28 protein-coding genes are annotated in these 19211 nt (G+C 35.6%); 1 reads left to right on the top strand and 27 read right to left on the bottom strand.

Annotated features, from left to right (window positions below; all coding sequences use genetic code 11):
• From PQ963_02575 to PQ963_02455, 25 genes are all read right to left on the bottom strand, one after another.
• Complete coding sequence (locus PQ963_02575) at positions 1 to 1032, bottom strand: 4Fe-4S binding protein (protein ID MEN4028553.1); 1032 nt, start codon at positions 1030 to 1032, stop codon at positions 1 to 3.
• 12 nt (positions 1033 to 1044) lie between these two features.
• A complete protein-coding gene (locus tag PQ963_02570; protein ID MEN4028552.1) occupies positions 1045 to 2178 on the bottom strand; it encodes a nickel-dependent hydrogenase large subunit in 1134 nt (377 codons plus the stop codon).
• A complete protein-coding gene (locus tag PQ963_02565) occupies positions 2175 to 2624 on the bottom strand; it encodes an NADH-quinone oxidoreductase subunit B family protein (GenBank protein ID MEN4028551.1) in 450 nt (149 codons plus the stop codon). The genes PQ963_02570 and PQ963_02565 overlap by 4 nt, the downstream gene beginning before the upstream one ends.
• A 4-nt stretch (positions 2625 to 2628) precedes the next feature.
• Complete coding sequence (locus PQ963_02560; GenBank protein ID MEN4028550.1) at positions 2629 to 3015, bottom strand: DUF1959 family protein; 387 nt, start codon at positions 3013 to 3015, stop codon at positions 2629 to 2631.
• Positions 3012 to 3335 (bottom strand): DUF2104 domain-containing protein, encoded by a 324-nt coding sequence (locus PQ963_02555; protein ID MEN4028549.1) that lies wholly within the window; start codon positions 3333 to 3335, stop codon positions 3012 to 3014. The genes PQ963_02560 and PQ963_02555 overlap by 4 nt, the downstream gene beginning before the upstream one ends.
• Positions 3336 to 3346: 11 nt before the next feature.
• Positions 3347 to 3604, bottom strand: a complete 258-nt coding sequence (locus PQ963_02550) for a hydrogenase (GenBank protein ID MEN4028548.1) — start codon at positions 3602 to 3604, stop codon at positions 3347 to 3349.
• A 29-nt stretch (positions 3605 to 3633) separates the two neighbouring features.
• Positions 3634 to 4497 carry an NADH-quinone oxidoreductase subunit H gene (locus tag PQ963_02545; GenBank protein ID MEN4028547.1) on the bottom strand — a complete coding sequence of 288 codons (864 nt, stop codon included), beginning with the start codon at positions 4495 to 4497 and terminating at the stop codon, positions 3634 to 3636.
• 18 nt (positions 4498 to 4515) lie between these two features.
• Positions 4516 to 4731, bottom strand: a complete 216-nt coding sequence (locus PQ963_02540) for a DUF788 domain-containing protein (GenBank protein ID MEN4028546.1) — start codon at positions 4729 to 4731, stop codon at positions 4516 to 4518.
• 20 nt (positions 4732 to 4751) lie between these two features.
• Entirely contained in the window at positions 4752 to 5429 is a 678-nt protein-coding gene (locus PQ963_02535) for a proton-conducting transporter membrane subunit (GenBank protein ID MEN4028545.1), read from the bottom strand.
• 22 nt (positions 5430 to 5451) lie between these two features.
• Entirely contained in the window at positions 5452 to 6138 is a 687-nt protein-coding gene (locus tag PQ963_02530) for an EhaG family protein (protein ID MEN4028544.1), read from the bottom strand.
• Positions 6135 to 6650 carry an EhaF family protein gene (locus PQ963_02525; GenBank protein MEN4028543.1) on the bottom strand — a complete coding sequence of 172 codons (516 nt, stop codon included), beginning with the start codon at positions 6648 to 6650 and terminating at the stop codon, positions 6135 to 6137. The genes PQ963_02530 and PQ963_02525 overlap by 4 nt, the downstream gene beginning before the upstream one ends.
• On the bottom strand, positions 6647 to 6907 hold the full coding sequence (locus PQ963_02520; protein MEN4028542.1) for an EhaE family protein: 261 nt from the start codon (positions 6905 to 6907) through the stop codon (positions 6647 to 6649). Before PQ963_02520 ends, PQ963_02525 begins: the two co-directional genes overlap by 4 nt.
• Positions 6900 to 7184 carry a DUF2108 domain-containing protein gene (locus PQ963_02515; GenBank protein MEN4028541.1) on the bottom strand — a complete coding sequence of 95 codons (285 nt, stop codon included), beginning with the start codon at positions 7182 to 7184 and terminating at the stop codon, positions 6900 to 6902. The genes PQ963_02520 and PQ963_02515 overlap by 8 nt, the downstream gene beginning before the upstream one ends.
• 14 nt (positions 7185 to 7198) lie before the next feature.
• Positions 7199 to 7447 (bottom strand): DUF2109 family protein, encoded by a 249-nt coding sequence (locus PQ963_02510; GenBank protein ID MEN4028540.1) that lies wholly within the window; start codon positions 7445 to 7447, stop codon positions 7199 to 7201.
• Between the two features lie 67 nt (positions 7448 to 7514).
• On the bottom strand, positions 7515 to 8018 hold the full coding sequence (locus PQ963_02505) for a hypothetical protein (GenBank protein MEN4028539.1): 504 nt from the start codon (positions 8016 to 8018) through the stop codon (positions 7515 to 7517).
• A complete protein-coding gene (locus PQ963_02500) occupies positions 8018 to 8323 on the bottom strand; it encodes an energy-converting hydrogenase A subunit A EhaA (GenBank protein MEN4028538.1) in 306 nt (101 codons plus the stop codon). Before PQ963_02500 ends, PQ963_02505 begins: the two co-directional genes overlap by 1 nt.
• A gap of 295 nt (positions 8324 to 8618) precedes the next feature.
• Positions 8619 to 9500 carry an acetylglutamate kinase gene (gene argB, locus PQ963_02495; protein MEN4028537.1) on the bottom strand — a complete coding sequence of 294 codons (882 nt, stop codon included), beginning with the start codon at positions 9498 to 9500 and terminating at the stop codon, positions 8619 to 8621.
• Between the two features lie 119 nt (positions 9501 to 9619).
• A complete protein-coding gene (gene argJ, locus PQ963_02490; protein ID MEN4028536.1) occupies positions 9620 to 10813 on the bottom strand; it encodes a bifunctional ornithine acetyltransferase/N-acetylglutamate synthase in 1194 nt (397 codons plus the stop codon).
• Positions 10814 to 10837: 24 nt separating this feature from the next.
• On the bottom strand, positions 10838 to 11155 hold the full coding sequence (locus PQ963_02485) for a hypothetical protein (protein ID MEN4028535.1): 318 nt from the start codon (positions 11153 to 11155) through the stop codon (positions 10838 to 10840).
• 84 nt (positions 11156 to 11239) lie between these two features.
• A complete protein-coding gene (locus PQ963_02480; GenBank protein MEN4028534.1) occupies positions 11240 to 12445 on the bottom strand; it encodes a hypothetical protein in 1206 nt (401 codons plus the stop codon).
• Between the two features lie 38 nt (positions 12446 to 12483).
• Positions 12484 to 13506, bottom strand: a complete 1023-nt coding sequence (locus PQ963_02475) for a Zc3h12a-like ribonuclease (protein MEN4028533.1) — start codon at positions 13504 to 13506, stop codon at positions 12484 to 12486.
• On the bottom strand, positions 13503 to 14258 hold the full coding sequence (locus tag PQ963_02470; GenBank protein MEN4028532.1) for a metallophosphoesterase: 756 nt from the start codon (positions 14256 to 14258) through the stop codon (positions 13503 to 13505). Before PQ963_02470 ends, PQ963_02475 begins: the two co-directional genes overlap by 4 nt.
• Positions 14259 to 14606, bottom strand: coding sequence for a nascent polypeptide-associated complex protein (locus PQ963_02465; GenBank protein ID MEN4028531.1), 348 nt, complete (start codon positions 14604 to 14606; stop codon positions 14259 to 14261).
• A complete protein-coding gene (gene tgtA / locus PQ963_02460; protein MEN4028530.1) occupies positions 14606 to 16612 on the bottom strand; it encodes a tRNA guanosine(15) transglycosylase TgtA in 2007 nt (668 codons plus the stop codon). The genes PQ963_02465 and tgtA overlap by 1 nt, the downstream gene beginning before the upstream one ends.
• Positions 16613 to 16638: 26 nt before the next feature.
• Positions 16639 to 17850, bottom strand: coding sequence for an MnmC family methyltransferase (locus PQ963_02455; protein MEN4028529.1), 1212 nt, complete (start codon positions 17848 to 17850; stop codon positions 16639 to 16641).
• A gap of 239 nt (positions 17851 to 18089) precedes the next feature.
• Here PQ963_02455 and PQ963_02450 point away from each other — a divergent pair, with 239 nt between their 5' ends.
• Positions 18090 to 18434, top strand: coding sequence for a DUF488 family protein (locus PQ963_02450; GenBank protein MEN4028528.1), 345 nt, complete (start codon positions 18090 to 18092; stop codon positions 18432 to 18434).
• 232 nt (positions 18435 to 18666) lie between these two features.
• On the opposite strand, the gene PQ963_02445 is transcribed toward PQ963_02450, so the two are convergent.
• Positions 18667 to 18792 carry a hypothetical protein gene (locus PQ963_02445; protein MEN4028527.1) on the bottom strand — a complete coding sequence of 42 codons (126 nt, stop codon included), beginning with the start codon at positions 18790 to 18792 and terminating at the stop codon, positions 18667 to 18669.
• Entirely contained in the window at positions 18793 to 19101 is a 309-nt protein-coding gene (locus tag PQ963_02440; GenBank protein MEN4028526.1) for a hypothetical protein, read from the bottom strand. It abuts the gene before it with no gap.
• Between the last annotated feature and the right edge of the window lie 110 nt (positions 19102 to 19211).

Genomic DNA, 19211 nt, shown 5'->3' with positions numbered 1-19211 from the left:
CTATACAGGTAATAGTGATGGTTTTACTGTTACAAGAATGTTTTCTTCCTTTAATTCAGTTTCTGTAAGCAAAAATCTTGCAATATAAAAGCCTGCAACACCAAATGGACATGTCTGGTAACATGTGGTGCACCTGAGACATTTATTAGAATCTCTAACAACACCTTTTTCTTCATCATAACTGATAGCACCTGTAGGACATTCATCAACACATAATCTGCACTGTTTACACTTGGAATCGTCCCAGGTAATAATTCTAAGTTTCAGTCTATCTGTTACTCTTTCAATAATATTTCTGGCAATATCTTCATCTAACAGGATTTCTCTGGCCTGTTCCATAATTCGGGTAGCAGGAAACTCCAGTTTAACAACCTCTTCAGGTGATAACTTCCTTAAATCATCCTGTCGTGCCTCTATAAAGTCTTCCAGGGCGTGGACAACCATGTTAATCACATCTTTCTGTCCCTCCACATTTGAAATGTAAATCCCTTTAACCGCACCCTTAACAGGGCATGTTTTTGCACATTCTTCACAGGCAACGCACCTGGACTGGTCTATCATGAGCCTGCCATCTTCTTCAATTATGGCGCCCTCTACTTTACATGCCTTTATGCATTTTTTACAGCGTATACAGAGGTAATCGTCAATTACAAACATTTTTTCTGCAGGTAATATGGTAAATTCTTCCCTGATTAAATGGCTTTCACCTGTTCTAAGTGTTTTAGGGTCTGTTGGACATACTTCTGCACAGAATCCGCATCTTATGCATGCATCTGTGTTAATTACAGGATAGGTTATACCTTCTCCATTTTCAGAGTCCTTATCCTTAGTTCTAACAAGTTTAATAGCTGCCGGAGAAGGACAAGCTGCTGTACACGCACCACAGGCAATACAGAGTTCTCTTATTACTTCAGGAAAATCTCTAAATCTATCAGGCGTTTCTACTATTTCAGGATTTGTTGCAGCACCTGCAAAGTTTTCAATCCATCCCTTTCTTGCAAATTCATATAAATACCATATTACTGAAGACATAACACCATCTTTTTACAACTTTACATTCCCTATTCCATCAAATTCACAGGTTTTACCTGATTTTTCATCAACAATTACAACACGTTCTGTACATGCAATACATGGATCAACACTTGCGTATGTTGCTATTGCATCTGCAACTGTTGCAACGTCCTTAAACATGTATTTAGCACATGCATCGATGTTCATTATACTTGGAGTCCTTATAGAAATGTTCTTTATTAAATTACCGTTTGTCTCTATCATGTAGGCTACTTCTCCACGGGGAGCTTCATTTCGGTTGTCAGCGTATCCTGCAGGTATGTCTATTCTTTTTCTTACCTTTCCTTCAGGGAGGTTTTCTATAGCCTGTCTGATGATTTTTATAGACTCCTTTATTTCATCGAAACGGTTCATGTTTCTGGCGAAGTTATCTCCTTCATCACGCCAGATTACCTTGAAATCAAAATGGTCTCTGTAAACAGGCTTAACTGTTCTTAAATCTTCTGTTATTGACGAAGCCCTGGCAATTGGACCTACTGCCCTTGCCCTGATTGATTGTTCTCTGCTCATTTTGCCCACATCTTTAGATCTTAGACCTAATAAGGGACCGCTTTCGTACATATGAGCATATTTAGTGTAATTGGATTCCAGGTCATCCATTATTTTCAATATGCTGTTTAAATGAATTTCTCTGGCATCTAATCTCACTCCACCAACCACATTCCATGCCATGTGCACCCTGTTACCGGTTAAAAGTTCAATGGCATCCATTACCTTTTCTCTTAATGAAAGCATGTACATGAAAAGTGTTTCATGTTCAATAACATTGAAGTAGGTGGAGTTTGCAAGCAAATGGCTTTGAAGTCTGTCCAGTTCGTTGGAAATAACTCTTAGAAATTGTGCACGCAGTGGAGCTTCTTCATCTGCAATTTTTTCAAATGTTTCTGTGAATGTCTGTGTGTGAATATAAGAGCAAATACCACAGACTCTTTCAGCTAAATAAACCGATTTTTGCCAGGTTTTTCCTTCCATTATCTTTTCAATGCCTCTATAGACATAACCATAATCTATTTCAGCATCGATTACTTTTTCTCCTCTTGTATGAAGTTTTAAACGTAAAGGCTCTTTTAAAGCAGGGTGAACTGGTCCTACTGGAACTATCATTCTTTTTGCCTCCCTTTAGCTGCTATTGCATCAGGGCCAACAGATAGAAGGGCCTGTAATATTTCAGATGGCCTTGGCGGGCATCCAGGAACTTCTGCATCTACAGGGATGAATTCATTAAGAGGAGGGTAAATACCACTGCCTTCCTGATTGTAAATATGTCCTGAAAGAGGACATGCCCCTATTGCAACCACTATTTTAGGGTTTGGTATTTTTGAATAAACTCTTTCCAGATTTTCCTTCCACTGTTCTGCAACAGGCCCTGTAACCAGTATTACATCGGCTTCTCTGGGATTATTATGGAAGTAAATTCCATACTGTTCTAAATCATAACGGGGTGATAAAAGTGCAACGATTTCTATGTCGCAACCGTTGCATCCTCCAGTATTAAGGAGACATGCGTGAATTGAGCTTTTTCTTATGATACTTTTAACTGTATCTAACATTTCCTTACCTCATAAGATATTCAATTAATTCCTTTTTACCATCCCTGATGGCATCTTCATAATCTTTTCCTTCTATAACTTCTTTTGCAATTTTATTTTTTATTGCATCAGCATACTCTGGAGATATAATCTCCATTACATCAGAAAGCCAGCAAATTTGCAGGTCTGCATGTATTTTATCACGTATACAACTGAACTTCGATGATTCAAAGCGGGGGTGAAGTGCTTCAAGGCTGGACATATCCAGTCTCTTTATTAATATTTCCTCAAGTGTCTCTTCCTGGATACCCATCTCTTTAGAGAAGGGTTTTATGATATCTTCCTGCCACCTGTAACTTTTTAATATTCTTCCTTTTAGAAGTTTCATCAATGATAAATCATCAGCTTTCATAAAAGAACCATCCCTGCAATCCAGATTAAACCAGATACTATAAACCCAACTGCCAGTTCATATCTACCATACCCTGGCCTCATTCCAAGCACAACAGCTACAAGAAACAAACCTGCTGTAATTGAAATGTATTGTGGAATAAACATAATAAATGGACTGTTTAAAAACAAAAACCATCCTATTATGGAAATCGCTAACGCAGCAAGATCAATGTTTTTGCTTACAAAGGGTTCAGTATACTTTTTATAACTAAGTAAAAGCCCTGTAATCATTCCTATTATAAATGAAAGTATATACGCTAAATAAATTGTTGGAAACATCCTATCACCAATTACGCTGGTCTATAAAGCAGTATAAATGCTGCTATAAATGATATGAGTGCTGTAATAAATGCATAGTTTTCAAGATTCTCTGAAACATGAATAAATTTGCTTCTATTCTGGTATATCAGCAGAAATGCTAAAAATACCGCCGCAATAGTTAATGGGAATACGATAGTCCACTGTTTGAATACAGCAAGTCCGCTCATTATTACAGCCCCTACCCCTACAAGGGCCATTAGGAAGAGTGTATCCTGTTCTTTTTTCATCCTTTATTCTCCTTTGAATTCATTCCTTTTTAAAGTATGTTTAAGAGTAAAATAGAACCTGCAATTCCAGTAACTGCAAACAGGATCTGCAGAACCACAGAATGATTGGGATTTAAAAGTGGTGTGGTAGCACTTATAAACGCAACTCCAACCGTGATTCCAACCATTCCAATGATATATAAAATCGGGCTGATGGGCCCAAGGAATACAGTTAAGAAAATCCAGAGCAGCATGTACCATACTATGGACTCAGATATCATAAGATATCCACGAAGCAGTCCAAAATGCTCAGTTTCGTATCCGGATACTATATCTTTGCCTTTAGTTATTGAAAATGGCGTGTACTGTGCCTTGGATATTATTAATACAAGATACATAAGGGCAGCTAATGGTATAGTGTACAATAAAGGTCCATTAATAGCCTGATAATTTACAATATCGCTGATTAGCATTGTTCCAGTTTTAAGATAGATTATTACAAGCACTGCAAAGAGCGGTACTTCTGCAGCTGCCGAATAAACTGCCCTAACACAGCTTAATTTACCGTAAGGTGAGCCAGATGATGATCCTGCGTTGTGCTCTACTATTTTATGAATAGCATAGATACCAAAGATTATTAAAAGAGACCCCTGAGTTACAGGGCCCACTATAACTGCACTTACCCATATAACCATAAGAATGCTCGCTATTCCAATATAAAATGGCATTGCGGCTGTTTTAGGGAATGAAGACTCTTTAATGTAAAACTTGAGTAAATGTAAGAGGTACTGGATTATTGGCGGCCCTGGCCTTGTCTGAACACGTGCCACCACCTTTCTGTACAATCCAAGGAGTAAGCTTCCAACAAGGAAAGCTATAAGAACGTTTAACAGAATATCTGCCATTAAATTCATTTGATCACCGTTTTGATTTTAGTATCCAATGAAGGGCTCTCTCCTTCTATCTTCTTCCTCTTCTTTTCCAGCCCTTGCCATGATTAATAGTCCAAATGAAAGTATGCTAAGCGGAATAAATGCAATTGAAATTCCAATTACCATCCATTCAGGAGGATTAAATATTAAAGCATAAACTATGAATGATACAGAAATTATAAATACTGATAAACTGATTGTACTCTTTTTATCCATTTTTTCACCTGATACTTCCTTTAAAATGGTTTGTTGATTATAAGCAATACTTCAATTGCCCTTACAATTACAAGTAATGAACTTAAATGTATTATAACCAGAAACGGTGAACCGGGTGTTCTAAACATTTCCGCTTTTGCTGCATAAAATGGTGCCATACCAGTTTCACCAGCAATACCCATTATAAGTAATAGTGATGCAAAACTGACCATTGGTGTAACCGCACTATTTGATAATTCCAGCAGACTTAATGTTCCTGTTGCTGCAAGTACTGTGGCTGCACCCCCAAATAAGGGAAGTGATGCAATCATTGCAATTATACCATACTGGAATGCTGAATCCAGAACATCTACCATTTTTACAGCTCCAACTAAACCAATATTTACAATACCAATTAATGCAACAAACAGTGTGAAATTAAATAGATCCCCTGTTATCATAGCCCCTGCAGTTGCAAGGCCGCATACTATTGCCAGAAATCTCCTTATTTTAAATTCAGCTTTGTCTACCTTTACTTCTCTATCCTGCAGAGTACCGAATCTGGCTTCAACCTGGGTTTCAGTATTACTTAAAGCTATAAGGATTGTAAATAGAAGTGCACTGCCAAATAAAAACAGATTAAAGGGGGTAAAGTACAGTACAATATCTCCAAGAGGTATGTAACCGAATATCTGTCCGCTTAAAGTTGCTATATCCATTGTATTTACTCCAGATTATTTATCATTTTTCTCTTTTGAACTCTTCTCTACCCATAACACCTATGAGCCCTGCTTTAGATGCCACTTTTATCAGTATTCCAATTGATGACATGAACAAACCTAATAACCATATTTGAGGAGCTACGAAGAATATCAGGAATCCTACAAGCCATAAAGTCCAGGCTACACCTGATACTCCTGCAACGCCCTCCCATATATTGGAAGGAACTCCTCTTATGGTTTTTGATAGTACATAGAACAGTATGCCCACCCCTGCAACTGCTCCACCAGTAAAACCTGTAAGGAAAGCTCCATAAGCTATAAGTATTATTGCAAGGAAAGCTGGTGCAGTTTCCAGAATTTCCATGTTCATTGATAATGGGAGTGGGATTAATTCCACATTTTTTCCATTTTTTTTCATTTCCCTGCTCATGAGAATTTCAGAAATAGCCAGGATTTCAGCCAGTTCAACCACAAGTCCTGGAAGTATTAATGCTTCTGCTAAATCAGTTGCAACAGCAGCAACAATGATTAACATGGCCAATCCTACAATATCTGTAAGAATTAAAGCAGTTAAATCACCTTTTTTAAATGCTATTCCCAGAAGTGCTATAAAACCTGTTAATAAACCCACAACAACTGCAGGCCCGTAAATTGCAACTACAGTAGGAGAAACAACATTTGGAACCAGGATTTCGGCGCCAGTCATTCCTCTTCCTCCCTTTTCATTGTAAAGTGAAGTGCAACCCATGAAGCAATTACAAATGCCATCATAAGAATGGTTGATTCAAGAATTGTGTCAAAACCCCTTGTATAATACAGTATCTCATCTATTAAACCACCAGGGGATGAATAGATTGAAGTACCAAAGTAAAGAGTAGTATCTTTAACGCTTATGGCCATTGGAGATAGATAACCGGTAACTTTACCTATTGCCGGAGCGTTTTCAGGATACTGGGCTGTGACTATACCCGGTTCTAAGAGAAAATTGCCATCAAGACCCCATTCTGCAATTACTTCTCCCCCCCGGTTATAAGGCGCCAGAGGATCACCTGCATTGATCTGGTACTGTGGTTCTGGTCTTGGATAAAGCTGATGATCGTTTAAGGCAAAGGGAACCAGTAACCCTGCTAAAAGTACAATTCCAAGTGCCAGTGAGAAAAGTCTTGGAATGTTACCAGGGTTAGCTAAATCATTTAAAATCCTTCCAAAACTCCTCATACCTTTGCCCCCATTTCTTCAAGCCTTACAATAGCTCTTAAAAGTATCATGGTAATTATTGTGGTTGAGGCAATAAAAGTGATAAGTGCAATGGTATGGTTGTATGTTAAAAATATCATTGAAACTCCAACAGCAGCAACTTCAGTGTTTAAAGTCCGTACGACCGGATCTTTAACCCCCGGACCGATTACAGTAGCAATACTTCCAAATATGGTTAGTATACATCCTGTATAGAACCACACATAATAATCAAGCAATGTTCAATTCCTCCCGGGCTTTTAATTTTTCTTTTCTCACATCGTTAATTTTAATAATTGCAATTAAAAGGATTACAGTTGATATTGGATCGAATAATGCAGCAGCCATAGCAACATCAAGGTATTTTCCAGCCACTATCATCCCTATAAAACCTCCCTGAAGCATTGCAAACATTATCACTTTATCAACTGGCTTTGGAAGTAATATTATACCTGCAGCTCCAATTAAAGAAACTGCAGCTGAAACTGTTGATATATTAATGAAGTCTATAGCCATTATTCCACCTATTTTTACTTTATCAGTATTTCCTCCCCTATCCTTCCAATTGAATATGCTATTGCGTTTGAACTTACAGTGGAAGCTACAAAAAAGGTTATTGCAATTATAGCTCCGAAAGGTGTCTGTATGTAAAGTGCAATCAGTGCAGACATCCCAAAACTTAATGCGTTTAGATAGAGCATTCTTTCACCCCTATCTTGGGCAATTAACGCTCTAAGAGCCATGAGTACAACTATAATACCTGTAATCTCAATTAACATCTTTATCTACCTTTTTGATATAAATGAATATAAATGGTTTATCTCTTTAATCATTTAAGTTTAATGTTTAAGTTAATTCTGTGTATCTTCCCATTTTTTTCGCGATTTTTCCAAGTAATCTGGATGCTCTGGGGTGATCAAGACCCTGAATAGTGACTATTGCAAGAAGCATACCCACAATAAATTGTTCTGGAGGAATCCCAATAAATGATGCCAGTGCTATAATAACCATTATTGAAAGTGCACCAGTTGTTCCTGCATATCCCGGGTCTGCGCAAAGCCTGTTACCGATAAATACAAGTAAAGCTGCTATAAATCCTCCTGCAGGGATCCCAATAGTATAACATGCTATAGCCCCAAGAATTGTGCCTGCTGAAGCATCTGGAGAGCATACAATATTACCCTGGAAGAATCCACCCGATAAATCTCCGCCTCTTTTTTTTACACTTCTTCCAATTACATCTGCACCCTTAACACCTGGTTTTTCAGGAAGCCCCATCCATGTATCTATAAGCACGAAGTTCAACCAGGATAAAACTGCAGCAATTATGATTCCTATTATTTCGTTCATTAAGATTCACCTTCAACTGGCTCTGTAGGTTTTGGAAGGATCTTTTCAAGCAAATATCTGGATATTAACGCAGATAAAACTCCAGTTACTATTCCAACTATTATTCCCCCCCATCCAAGCTCAAAAATCATTGCAGACAGTCCAAGCGCAACCACAGTTGTTGGGAAAACTATGCTGATAGTAAATGAATGCCTGATTGGTCTTTCAGGAAGTAAAGGAAGCCTTACAATAAATCCTACAATAATTGCGGATAATACTGCAAGAGTATAACTTAAGATTGTAACAACATCAACATGAATAATCATGATAAAAAGAATGATCCTGACGGTATATAAATGTTTTTACTTGGATTTCATATTTAATAAAGAATAAAAATAAATTATGCAATGAAATTTAATGGATTCTTATTTAAAGAATTATTTGGCATCAAACAAGTTTTCATCTTTATTATTCATCAAATAAAGCTTTCCGGCGTAAAAATTTTATGAATTACTTAGATTTATATTGAAAAAATGAAAAAATATTGGCTCTGTAGAAATCTTTTTTAGATTTTGATAGATAAGCGCTTAACGTATCGGTATATGTCTTAAATAATAAGTTTTATGACGTGATCATTGTTCCTATTCCCTTTTTAGTGAATATTTCAAGTAATATTGAATGTTCTATCCTTCCATCAATTATATGTGCTGATGAAACGCCGTCTTCTATAGCTTTTATGCAGGTAAGGGTTTTTGGAAGCATTCCCTCAGTAATAGTCCTGTTTTTTATAAGATCTCCTATTTCATCAATCCCTATCCTTCTTAAAATAGAATCAGGATCTTTTGGGTCTTCAAGGATTCCTGGAACATCAGTTAATATAATTAATTTTTCTGCATCCATTTTAGAAGCAATATCTCCTGCTACAGTGTCTGCATTTAAATTTAAAGCTTCACCATTATTATCAACACCAATAGGAGAAATGATGGGGATATAATCCCTATCTGTTAAAACATCGATTATGTCAGGATTTATGGATTTAATCTCACCTACAAGTCCTAAATCTACCATTGTCTCTTTACCAGTTTCATTATTTATTATTACATGAGGTGCTTTTTTGCAAGCTTCTATAAGGCGACTGTCTTTTCCAGAAAGTCCAACTCCTTTTCCGCCGTGCAAACATATTTTTGAGACAATTTCAGTGTTTATTTTACCTACAAGGACCATTTTAACTATATCCATGGTTTCTTTATCTGTTATTCTGAGTCCTTCAATAAATTCAGGCTCTTTACCAATCTTATTCATTGCTCTTGAAATTTCAGGCCCTCCTCCGTGGACAACAATTGGTTCCATGCCCACATACTTTAAAAGAACCGTATCTCTTGCTGTAGATTCCATAGCACATTCATCTATCATAGCGTGGCCGCCGTACTTTATCAGAATCTTTTTTTTGTGAAATTTCTTAATGTAAGGCAGTGCTTCAATTAAAATATTAACTGTTTTCATCTTATCGCCGTTTTAAATATAGATTAGTTTATACCTATATAAATTATCACATTGATTTAAAAAATAGTATGTTCAATGCTCTTAAAAGTATTTAGTCAGTTTTTTGGTTAATGAAACAGTTATGTTGAATACTCAGAATTAATCCTCACATAATCACAGCTTAAATCACATCCATAAGCTGTGGCTGAATACTTCCCAAGATTTAAATTTACAATAATTTTTATTTCATCCTCTTTCATTATCTTTTCTGCAATTTCAAGCTCCTTAGACTTTTCTGAAGCCATAACTGAACCTTTTTTTACTATTTCAACTGTTTCATTTTCTGACTCAAATGTAATGTCCAGTTTCTTTTCATCTATCCTGGCTCCTGAATAACCTGCTGCTGCTGCTACTCGTCCCCAATTGGGGTCTGCGCCAAAAAGAGCTGTTTTTACAAGTGAAGAACTGGCCACTGCCTTAGCAGCTCTTTTTGCATCTTCTTTTGATGCAGCACCATTTACCATGACTTCCATGTATTTTGTGGCACCTTCCCCATCCCTGGCCATCATTTTAGCAAGTTCTATACAGACAAAATCCAGTGCGTCCTGAAATTTTTCGTCTATTTTTCCAGATTTTCCAGTAGACAGGAGTATAACAGTATCATTGGTGCTTTCATCACCGTCAACAACAACCATGTTGAATGATTTACTAACAGCTCTTTTCAGTGCTTTATTCAAATCCTCTCCTGATGTATTAACATCTGTGGTGATAAAACAAAGCATGGTGCCCATATTTGGAGCTATCATTCCTGAACCTTTAATTATACCTCCAATTTTAACTAACTTTCCATCAGCTAAAGTGGTCTGAACTGAAATTTCTTTAGGATAAGTATCTGTGGTCATTATCGCTTCAGCTGATTTAAAAGAAGCTTCAGGTGAATTTTCAAGTGTTTCAATCGATTCATTTATTAACGGCTCAATAATGTCCATTGGCATTTTCCTGCCTATAATTCCTGTTGATGCAACAGCCACATCTTCTAATTTAATATTTAACTTAGCTGCAACTTTTTTTGCCATTAATTTTCCATCTTCAAGGCCTTCTCTTCCTGTAAAACAATTGGCATTGCCGCTATTGGCCACAATTGCCGATATTCTACAGTCTTTAACAGCTTCTTTAGTAAGAATAACCGGTGCTGCAACCACCCTGTTTGAAGTAAACACTGCAGAAGCAGTGCTTTCCTTGCTGAATATGACTGTGACTCCATACTTCCCCTTTCGTGATCCTGAAGCTAAAACTCCCTCTACAGCACAGATTCCTCCTTTTATTATTTCCATTTGATGTCTCCAAAATAAGTGGTTTTATTCAGTAGTGTTATTATCATTATCTGGTTTTTGTGTGGTGCTGTTACCACTGGGCTCCCTGTTTTCTATGTAAACTGACTCTGAATTTGTGTTATCCTGGTCTGTTGTGGTTTGAGATTCTGCAGGGGTATTCACATTTTTTGTAGTTTGAATTTGAGGAAATTCCTGAGCTTCCGAAGTATTATTAATCTTTGTGGTGTTTAAAGCGTCGTTTTGAGATAAACCCATTACTATTCCTGCACCTGATCCACATCCAAATGCTATTAAAGATATGATGAGTGCAATAATTGCTTTTGCTTCAGTTTCTGGCTTCATAATGCTCATCTATTATTATTTGTGGGTTTTTATTAATAAATGTGATGTTATAACCAAAACAACACATGATTTTATTCATTCATTTTATGTTGCAACTGCATACAAAAGAGCTAACAATATGGATATAATTCCAAATTCCCAGTGCCCAGAGCTCCATCCAACAAATGTAGCTACAAATACAAAGATGAATATCAAAAATGCCTTCCCTTTTTTATTCATTAAAAAATCAAGGGCTGCTTTTGTAAATTCAGAGGGCATGTAGTATGCATAAGTTCCATCTGCAATATCAAATACCATTACCGGGCTTTTATTCCAAACTTTAATGTTATCTGCCATTTGAGCTCTTTCCCCAGCTTCTCTTCTGCTTTTCCCAACACCTGCCCTTAATCTTGCGCCGTGATTTAAAGCATGCCATGCTGAATCAATCCCTGCCCTGAGTGCAGTGTCTTTGGTGGGCAGGTTAGCAACTAAATCATCACCACCTTCTCTGTAACCTTCAATTTTGCCATGGCACTCTGTTTCAATGAAGTCTTTAATGCCAGTCATTATCTCAACGAGCTTGTCACGACCATTTTCTTCTATAAACTTTGTAGAATCAATTATATCAATAAATAAGTAATTATCGTAAACTGCAGGGGTTCCAGCAGGTTTTTTAATTTTCGATGAAAATACTATTGCAAATTCGCCTCCAAGCTTGGTAAACCCCACACCTGCACTTTCACCAATCTGTTTGTTTAAGTTTATTGCTCTTTCAATGGCTGCAGCACCGGTCATTCCAACAGCGGCTCTTACATGAATGTTTTTTTCCATTCCCCGCCCTATTAATTCAATTGCAACTCTTATTGCATCATTTTTTGAAAGAAGCCTGGCCACTATTTCAGATTGACTCTGTTCGATAATAGTACCCTTTTCCTTTTTAATCATATTGACAAATTCTCGGATAACAGGATCCTTTTTGAAAACTTCGATATAGAGGTACCGGTCGCTTCCCATGATTATATTGCTTAGAAGAGCGTATTCATCCACTTTGTTTTCTGCAGGCTTTATTTCTATGAACTTTCTGCCTTCAGGAATATTTTCACTTCCAACCTCTTTTACAAGGTTTTGGAAAATGTTATGGGTTGTTATATGTGCTCGATCAACTTCAAGGAGCATTGTTTTGGTGTAATTAAGCATTTCCACGTATTCACGCTCTCTGTCATTGGTGGGGTAGTATTTAGTGCCTATGCTCAGTACCTTTGATTTAACAAAAAATCCAAAAAGGGCTCTCATTAGATAATCCATGACCATTTAGTGTAATCCTCCTTAAGTAGAAGATGAATGTGTCTTTAACTTTCTGCTTTTTCTAAAACTATTTCAAATTCTCCAGGTTTTTCCATGAGCATGCTTGGTTTAACAGCTACAATTGGAAACTTCCATGTTCCAATTCTTGCAGCTACAGTACTTGCTATATTTCTGGAGTTTTTTTTAACAAAGGCATAATCATGATCATTAATGGTTATATTAACATTATATTTTGACTCTTCGCCTACTTCATCAGAATAAATAATATTAAGCTCAAAAGACCCGGGTTTGGTGAAAAGATCATTTCTTATGGCCACAAGGGGTGCATGATCTAATTTTAATCTATCTCCTACAGTTACAGCAATATTTCCTGCATACCTTACTGCATCTTTGTAATCTCGCGGGCTTACAAGAACAAAAATGATAAAATCACTTGTTTTTTCAGCATCTTCAACTATACTCATTACTTTATCAAATAAAGGAATCTTCATCAGCATGTTTTCCATCCGGGAATCAATTCCTTCCTCTCTACTTTTTGTAATCCGGTCTATTGCTTCTTTTGCTATAGCTATACCGCTTAATTTTTTACTTTTCTTAACTTTATATGGATCAAATCCCTTTTTCTCAAATTCATTAAGCGTATGATTACATATTTTTTGAAGAACATTTTTAATTTTTTTAGGCCTTGAAGATGTTCCAATGATTATTTGACCGTCTTTTATATTATATGGAATTCTTTTACTTGAAATATCCTTAAACTCATCATTATATTCTCTAAACAGGTCATTGGAAAGTATTTTTGTATCTTCTTCATAGGCAATTTTTAAGATGAAATGATCTGCTGCTGTACCTGCTGGAACCTGATGAATTTCCCCTTCTTCTAAGAGAGTGTTGAATTCTTCTTTTTTATCTATTTCATGCCTGAGTGATGCATCAGCTATGGTATATGGCTCGTATCCTAAGTTTTTCAAAGATTCAATAGCTTTTAGCACATGAACCAGACGGGGGTTTGAGTTTTTTCCCTTTTTGAAGTGAGCCACATTTGCAGCATCGATAATTACTTTCAACCAATCACCTTACACATATTTTTGTACTCTGCAAGAACTCTGGAGCTTCCATCAACATAGTTTAATACTATTTTTACATCATCCTCTTTAATATTTATTGTATTGAATGAACAGATATCCTTTCCCCTGAGTTTTAGTGAGGACACAGTTCCTGCTGTAACAAAACCTGTATCCTGTAACTGCCATGCATAAGGTACATGTTTGTGCCCTGAAAGGACAAGATCAGCATTTCCATCAATTACAGATTTTAAAACATCCCCTGCATCGATTAAAACGTTCCTTTCACGCCCTGTTTTTGGGACAGGGATTATATGGTGGTGAAGAGCAATTATTTTATACAGCTTCTTTTCACCGGCATATTTCAGCTCAACTTCCATTCTTTTCTGCTGCCATCTCCCAACCTTACCATAATCAAGGTCTGGTTCACTGCTATCTAAGCCAATGGCGCTTATTTCACGGGTTGTAACATTTAAAGTATTGCAACGTTTTGTTATCAGCTCTTCAAAGCATTCATTTCCTATATGTCTTGCATCATGATTTCCAGGGACAACAAGGATCGGACTTTCAATTAAGTCCAGATATTTTGCTGCTGTTTCAAATTCAGCATAAAAACCATTTTCAGTTATATCGCCTGTAACTATGACCAGATCTGTATTTAACTCATTAACCTTATTTATGGCACTGATTAAAAAATCTTCCTTAAAATTAAAGGCACCAAGGTGCATATCAGATAAATGAGCAATAAACACCATTCAGCTTAACCTCATAATTGCCTCTGCAAGGTCTCCATTTGTTTCCTTAAGTGCATTAAGTGCATCTTCTCTGCTAACTCCTGTCTGGGCTGATACAAGTTCAACATCCTCATCTGGTATTACAACATCAGTTTTTCTTTCTTTAGGATTACCAGTGATCTGGTAGGTTTTCTGCCCCATAAAATCCGTTAAATTCACTTTAGGATTACTTATAACTATCTCTTTATCTTTAAACTTAATTATAACTTCTGTGGCACCTTTAACATCTTTCATATCCATGCCCATCTGTTTCATGGCCCTTTGCATTTGTTTAAGTTGTTTGGGATTCATTCCCATACCAGGTATCATTATTTATCACCTTTCCGCGTTTTTATTGCCTGACCTGCATTAAAATCTTTAATTTCACGGCTGTCTAAAATTGACCTTCCAAAGGCCAGTAAATCATCATTTTGATTTACGATTAATACTTCTTCATTTGCCCTTATATTTATATCAATATCTATAACAAATTTAGCAAATATACTTTTTCCTTCCCTTGCAAAAGGTTCAGCATCACCTGTAACCACAACCCTATTTTTTGGATATTCAAGAAATTTATGAAGTCTCCTTGCACCGTTCATGTTTAGCACAAATATGCCGTCGCTTGCACGAAGCGTTGCAATTAAATCCTCGCCATCATACACATGACGTATTTTACCTGTTTTTCTGCTCTTTTCAATCCTGATATTGCCCTTGAACAAAGCATTTCCTGCTCCCCTATCAAACTGATAATCAGCTATATACTTTATTTTCTCCTTATCATTAAAAATAATCTTCAAATTACCTGCATCAAAATCGAAATCAAACTCAAACTCAAGATCAAATTTATTTACCAGACTTTCACTAACAATAACTTCATTAAAATTTTGAGCATAAGATTCAATAGTTTTCTTTATAAACACTTTAGAATCCTCATCTAATATTGAAGGAGATTCATTTTGAGCTAAAGGATACACTTCATCAATTTCAAGAGGTATTATTCCAAAAGGAACATCCAAAACAGCAAACTGTGTTGAATCGCCAGGGACTTCCATTTTTCCATTTTTGATCCCGTAGAAATTACCCAGGCTTTCTAAGGTTCCATTTGCATCCTGAAGTATTCGTATCTGAATATTTTTAGAATAGGGCTTTTTAAATGAAGGCAAAAGTACAAGTCTATCTTTTCTTGGAAGTCTTTCCAGCTTCTGGTGGTGCCTGAATATTTCAGGACGGTTTAATGATTCTGGACCAGAATAGAAAAATGCAGACTTCTTGTAAGCTGGGTCATGCTCTTCAATCAATTCTTTATATCTCTTTAATCTCCGGAGTGCATCTAAAAGGTAGGGATGAGCCCTGCATCTTTGTTCTACAAGTTCAAACAAACTTCCATCTATTATCGCCTGTTTTATTTTTCTAATTTCAGCAAAACTAACATTTAGGTTGTGTGCTGCAATTAATTTCACCCTCTGATCTTTTTCCATGCTCCTTAACTCATCTGGAGCGTATTTATTACAGACATCACATGAACAGGGCATATAAGAAAGATTTTGCAGTTTATAGGTTCCATCCATCATCATAAGACGATCATCATTAGCATAAAGAATGTAAGCTGCTGAATCAAAAAGATCACACCCCATTAAAACAGCAAGCGCAAAAACCATGGGGTGACCAGCGCCCATTAAATGTCTTGGCCTGGAGGCAGGTAATTTTTCCACAGAAGCCATTACAATATCCACAACATCTGTATATCTGTAATTTTCAAGTAGAGGAACCACTGCACCAATAGGATATACTTCAAAGTCCATTTTACCAACTATTTCGGCGCATTTAGCCCTTAAATCAGGGAAAGTTGACCCCTGCACAACAGAATTCATCATCAGATTTTCTCTAACTTCCAGAGCCTCCTTTGCACGTTCAAGAGTTATTTCAAGTTCTCTTTCTGCCCTTTCACGTTTTACATATGGTGGGGTTGGAATATCCAGAGATGTGCCAATATCTGTTCCTATTTTTTCTTGAAACTCAATTATTTCTCTGTTTGTAACATCGATATCACCGTACTCTGAAAGCTGAAAAGAGCCTGAATCAGTGACAACAGGACCATCAAAGTTTATTAAACTGTGAACTCCGCCAAACAGTGCTTTTTTTTTGAGATCTTCATTTTTATACATTATATAAGCGTTGGTTATGACAATATCTGCCCCATACTTTTTAACGTCAATGGTTTGTTTTCCCGGATGAATTACAGGCATCAATGCAGGCGTTTGGACCTTACCATGAGGGGTGGTCATTATTCCGATTCTGCCCATTCCATCCTTGTATTTGATTTCAAAATTCAATTTTTCACCTTATTAATACAATAAATTTAATTTTTTAAAGAAATTAACTTCAATCTCTTTATCATTTCATTTATTCTGTCTTTAGAATTATTCATTTTACCATATCCACAGTTACATATACATTCATTAAATTGAGGGCAAACAATAAACTTTGCCTCTTCAGACTTTAAATCATCTATTCCCAACATTTTAATGTTTCTTAGAACTCTCCTTTTAAGTCGCTCTTCTTCAATATCTTTATATAAATATATGGGTATCTTTACGGTGGATGCAAATCTTGTTCGCCCTCTTGCAGCTTTACGTTCATCTTCCCGCATTTTAATAATGTTTTTTGAAGATTCATTAAGTTTGGGATCTATAAATGGAATTCCAGCATCACTAAGCGCAATCATTCGCTCATCATCCATTGAAAGTGGTTTTTTAATAATTTCAGGATTCTTAGCTGCTAATGTACCACCGCTTCGCCCAAACTGAGGACCTTCTCCTACATATAACCCTGCATGAACCATTGCAGACCTTACAGGGGCTGCAGAAGTGTAGGTAAGAATAATTCCATCATTTTTCAAAAGATTTTTTAATTTAAGGAAAAATTCAAGGGTATACAACTCTGGAGACTTAGCTGGAGAAAAAGGATCTAAAAATATTGCATCAAACTTTTTTTTATATTGAAACTTTTTAACTAAATCTCTTGCATCTTCAATATAAATATTAATATTTAATCTATCAGGTATTTCCAATTTATGAAATTTAAACTCCAAAGTTCCTTTTTCATAGAAATATTCTTCAACAACTCTTTTAATAATTTCATAAGATTTTACTGGATTTTCAATTAAAAGTGCAGCTCCAACAGTCTCTGGAGAAATTTCAACCATATCAATTTCAATTTCTGTCATTTTATCCAGAAATTCGATGCAAGAAGCAGCATTGTAACCTAATCCGCTGCATATATCCAGTATACTTACTTTATTTTTACCTTTAAGTTTTGCAGGCTTTACAAATTTCTCCAGAGATTCAGTTAAAGCTCCATGATAAGTATGCATCGTTTCAGACTTTCCAAAGCGCTTATTAGAATTTACAGTATAAGAACCGTCATCAGTTTTTACAAGAAACTTTTTTAAATCTTCTTTAGCATCATCTCTTGCCTTTATATTTCCCCTTTTTTCATTTTGAAAACATTTTCTAATAATATTTAAGGCATCTTCTGCTGGAGTTAATGCCTGATAGTCTTTGTTTTTCATGATAATTTGGATTACATATTACTTCATTAATATTTTTACTTTTTATTTCAATTTTAAATTGTCATCCTGAATTTAAGAACATCATTTAACATTAATTCCATTATTCTAAGCTTGCTGTCCTTAAATATTCTTTGAATATCCATTCTTTTTTTTAATTTAAATAGTTATTTTTTAGTTTAAATTATTCAGGATCCACAAAATATAATATTAATTTTGATTATATTATTAAAAGTGATAAAATGATAAAGATAAAAAGGGCATATGAATCCTCTAGCAAAGATGATGGATTTAGAATCCTTGTAGATAAATTATGGCCACGAGGAGCGTCTAAAGAGAAAGCACATCTGGATTTCTGGATGAAAGAGATTGCACCAAGTGATGATCTTCGAAAATGGTTTTCACATGATCCTGGAAAATGGAATGAATTTGAAAACAGATGTAAAAAGGAATTAGAGGATAAAAAAGAATTAATTGATAAAATAAAGGAAATTGAAAAAGATAAGGGAAAAGTAACTCTAATTTATTCTGCAAAAGATAAAAAGCATAATAATGCAGTTGTACTGGAGAATATACTCAAAAAATGATTGATTTTAAAATCAGATTAATCTGTGTTTATAGTCAAGAACATAATACATGGACTTTATATTCAAAAAGTCACACAAATGAGCTTAAATTTACTTTTTCCATATCGTGATGCTTAGAATTTAAAAACTTTTGTAACTGACTATAATGTAGAAGATGCCTTCATCCTGATGAAAGAGAAACCTCGAGACCTGATCAAGCCAGTGGTTCTCTTAGAATAGAGTACAGAAGAATTCAGATTTCTTTTTCTATTAATTCCATTATCTCGAAAATATCAAAATCTTCATGTGGGTGAACGTCTTTACCAACATGAACATGGTTAGGGAAAGTTTTAATTTTAGAAAAAAAGCTTTGAATCATTCACACACCTTTTACGATATTCAGCCTATTTTTCAGCCTTTCTTTCATATCATATAGCGAAGCCCATTCCATAAAGTCCATCTCATCACCCATTTCACCAGATTCAAATTTTTTGATGAACTCTGTGGATTCTAATCCATATTTCTCTTCAAATTCCTTTAAACTGATTTCAATATCATTAATATCTTTTTCAAGCTCATTAATTTTATATTTAGTTAATTTATCAATGGCATTTATGAAAACTTCATCATCTGAGCCTAATTTTGCCAATTCTTCCAGAATTTTAATTTTAGAGATAACGTCAGCCAAAATTACCACCAAACTTTTCTTTGTTTGTAATATATTATAAAAATTTGCTTAAATAATATTACTGTTTTATAGTATCCCAAACATCAGGTATATGTGGATTTTTAAAAAAT

The organism is Methanobacterium sp., from assembly GCA_039666455.1.
Taxonomy (GTDB): Archaea; Methanobacteriota; Methanobacteria; order Methanobacteriales; family Methanobacteriaceae; genus Methanobacterium_D.
The sequence above is the reverse complement of the archived record's forward strand: the minus strand, read 5'-3'. Positions and strand labels throughout refer to the sequence as shown.

What these genes read in the sequence shown, in the direction of transcription:
- PQ963_02575 (MEN4028553.1), bottom strand. Translation starts at nt 1,032, where the DNA reads ATGTCTTCAGTAATATGGTATTTATATGAATTTGCAAGAAAGGGATGG.
- PQ963_02570 (MEN4028552.1), bottom strand. Translation starts at nt 2,178, where the DNA reads ATGATAGTTCCAGTAGGACCAGTTCACCCTGCTTTAAAAGAGCCTTTA.
- PQ963_02565 (MEN4028551.1), bottom strand. Translation starts at nt 2,624, where the DNA reads ATGTTAGATACAGTTAAAAGTATCATAAGAAAAAGCTCAATTCACGCA.
- PQ963_02560 (MEN4028550.1), bottom strand. Translation starts at nt 3,015, where the DNA reads ATGAAAGCTGATGATTTATCATTGATGAAACTTCTAAAAGGAAGAATA.
- PQ963_02555 (MEN4028549.1), bottom strand. Translation starts at nt 3,335, where the DNA reads ATGTTTCCAACAATTTATTTAGCGTATATACTTTCATTTATAATAGGA.
- PQ963_02550 (MEN4028548.1), bottom strand. Translation starts at nt 3,604, where the DNA reads ATGAAAAAAGAACAGGATACACTCTTCCTAATGGCCCTTGTAGGGGTA.
- PQ963_02545 (MEN4028547.1), bottom strand. Translation starts at nt 4,497, where the DNA reads ATGAATTTAATGGCAGATATTCTGTTAAACGTTCTTATAGCTTTCCTT.
- PQ963_02540 (MEN4028546.1), bottom strand. Translation starts at nt 4,731, where the DNA reads ATGGATAAAAAGAGTACAATCAGTTTATCAGTATTTATAATTTCTGTA.
- PQ963_02535 (MEN4028545.1), bottom strand. Translation starts at nt 5,429, where the DNA reads ATGGATATAGCAACTTTAAGCGGACAGATATTCGGTTACATACCTCTT.
- PQ963_02530 (MEN4028544.1), bottom strand. Translation starts at nt 6,138, where the DNA reads ATGACTGGCGCCGAAATCCTGGTTCCAAATGTTGTTTCTCCTACTGTA.
- PQ963_02525 (MEN4028543.1), bottom strand. Translation starts at nt 6,650, where the DNA reads ATGAGGAGTTTTGGAAGGATTTTAAATGATTTAGCTAACCCTGGTAAC.
- PQ963_02515 (MEN4028541.1), bottom strand. Translation starts at nt 7,184, where the DNA reads ATGGCTATAGACTTCATTAATATATCAACAGTTTCAGCTGCAGTTTCT.
- PQ963_02510 (MEN4028540.1), bottom strand. Translation starts at nt 7,447, where the DNA reads ATGTTAATTGAGATTACAGGTATTATAGTTGTACTCATGGCTCTTAGA.
- PQ963_02505 (MEN4028539.1), bottom strand. Translation starts at nt 8,018, where the DNA reads ATGAACGAAATAATAGGAATCATAATTGCTGCAGTTTTATCCTGGTTG.
- PQ963_02500 (MEN4028538.1), bottom strand. Translation starts at nt 8,323, where the DNA reads ATGATTATTCATGTTGATGTTGTTACAATCTTAAGTTATACTCTTGCA.
- argB (MEN4028537.1), bottom strand. Translation starts at nt 9,500, where the DNA reads ATGAAAACAGTTAATATTTTAATTGAAGCACTGCCTTACATTAAGAAA.
- argJ (MEN4028536.1), bottom strand. Translation starts at nt 10,813, where the DNA reads ATGGAAATAATAAAAGGAGGAATCTGTGCTGTAGAGGGAGTTTTAGCT.
- PQ963_02485 (MEN4028535.1), bottom strand. Translation starts at nt 11,155, where the DNA reads ATGAAGCCAGAAACTGAAGCAAAAGCAATTATTGCACTCATCATATCT.
- PQ963_02480 (MEN4028534.1), bottom strand. Translation starts at nt 12,445, where the DNA reads ATGGTCATGGATTATCTAATGAGAGCCCTTTTTGGATTTTTTGTTAAA.
- PQ963_02470 (MEN4028532.1), bottom strand. Translation starts at nt 14,258, where the DNA reads ATGGTGTTTATTGCTCATTTATCTGATATGCACCTTGGTGCCTTTAAT.
- PQ963_02465 (MEN4028531.1), bottom strand. Translation starts at nt 14,606, where the DNA reads ATGATACCTGGTATGGGAATGAATCCCAAACAACTTAAACAAATGCAA.
- PQ963_02455 (MEN4028529.1), bottom strand. Translation starts at nt 17,850, where the DNA reads ATGAAAAACAAAGACTATCAGGCATTAACTCCAGCAGAAGATGCCTTA.
- PQ963_02450 (MEN4028528.1), top strand. Translation starts at nt 18,090, where the DNA reads ATGATAAAGATAAAAAGGGCATATGAATCCTCTAGCAAAGATGATGGA.
- PQ963_02445 (MEN4028527.1), bottom strand. Translation starts at nt 18,792, where the DNA reads ATGATTCAAAGCTTTTTTTCTAAAATTAAAACTTTCCCTAACCATGTT.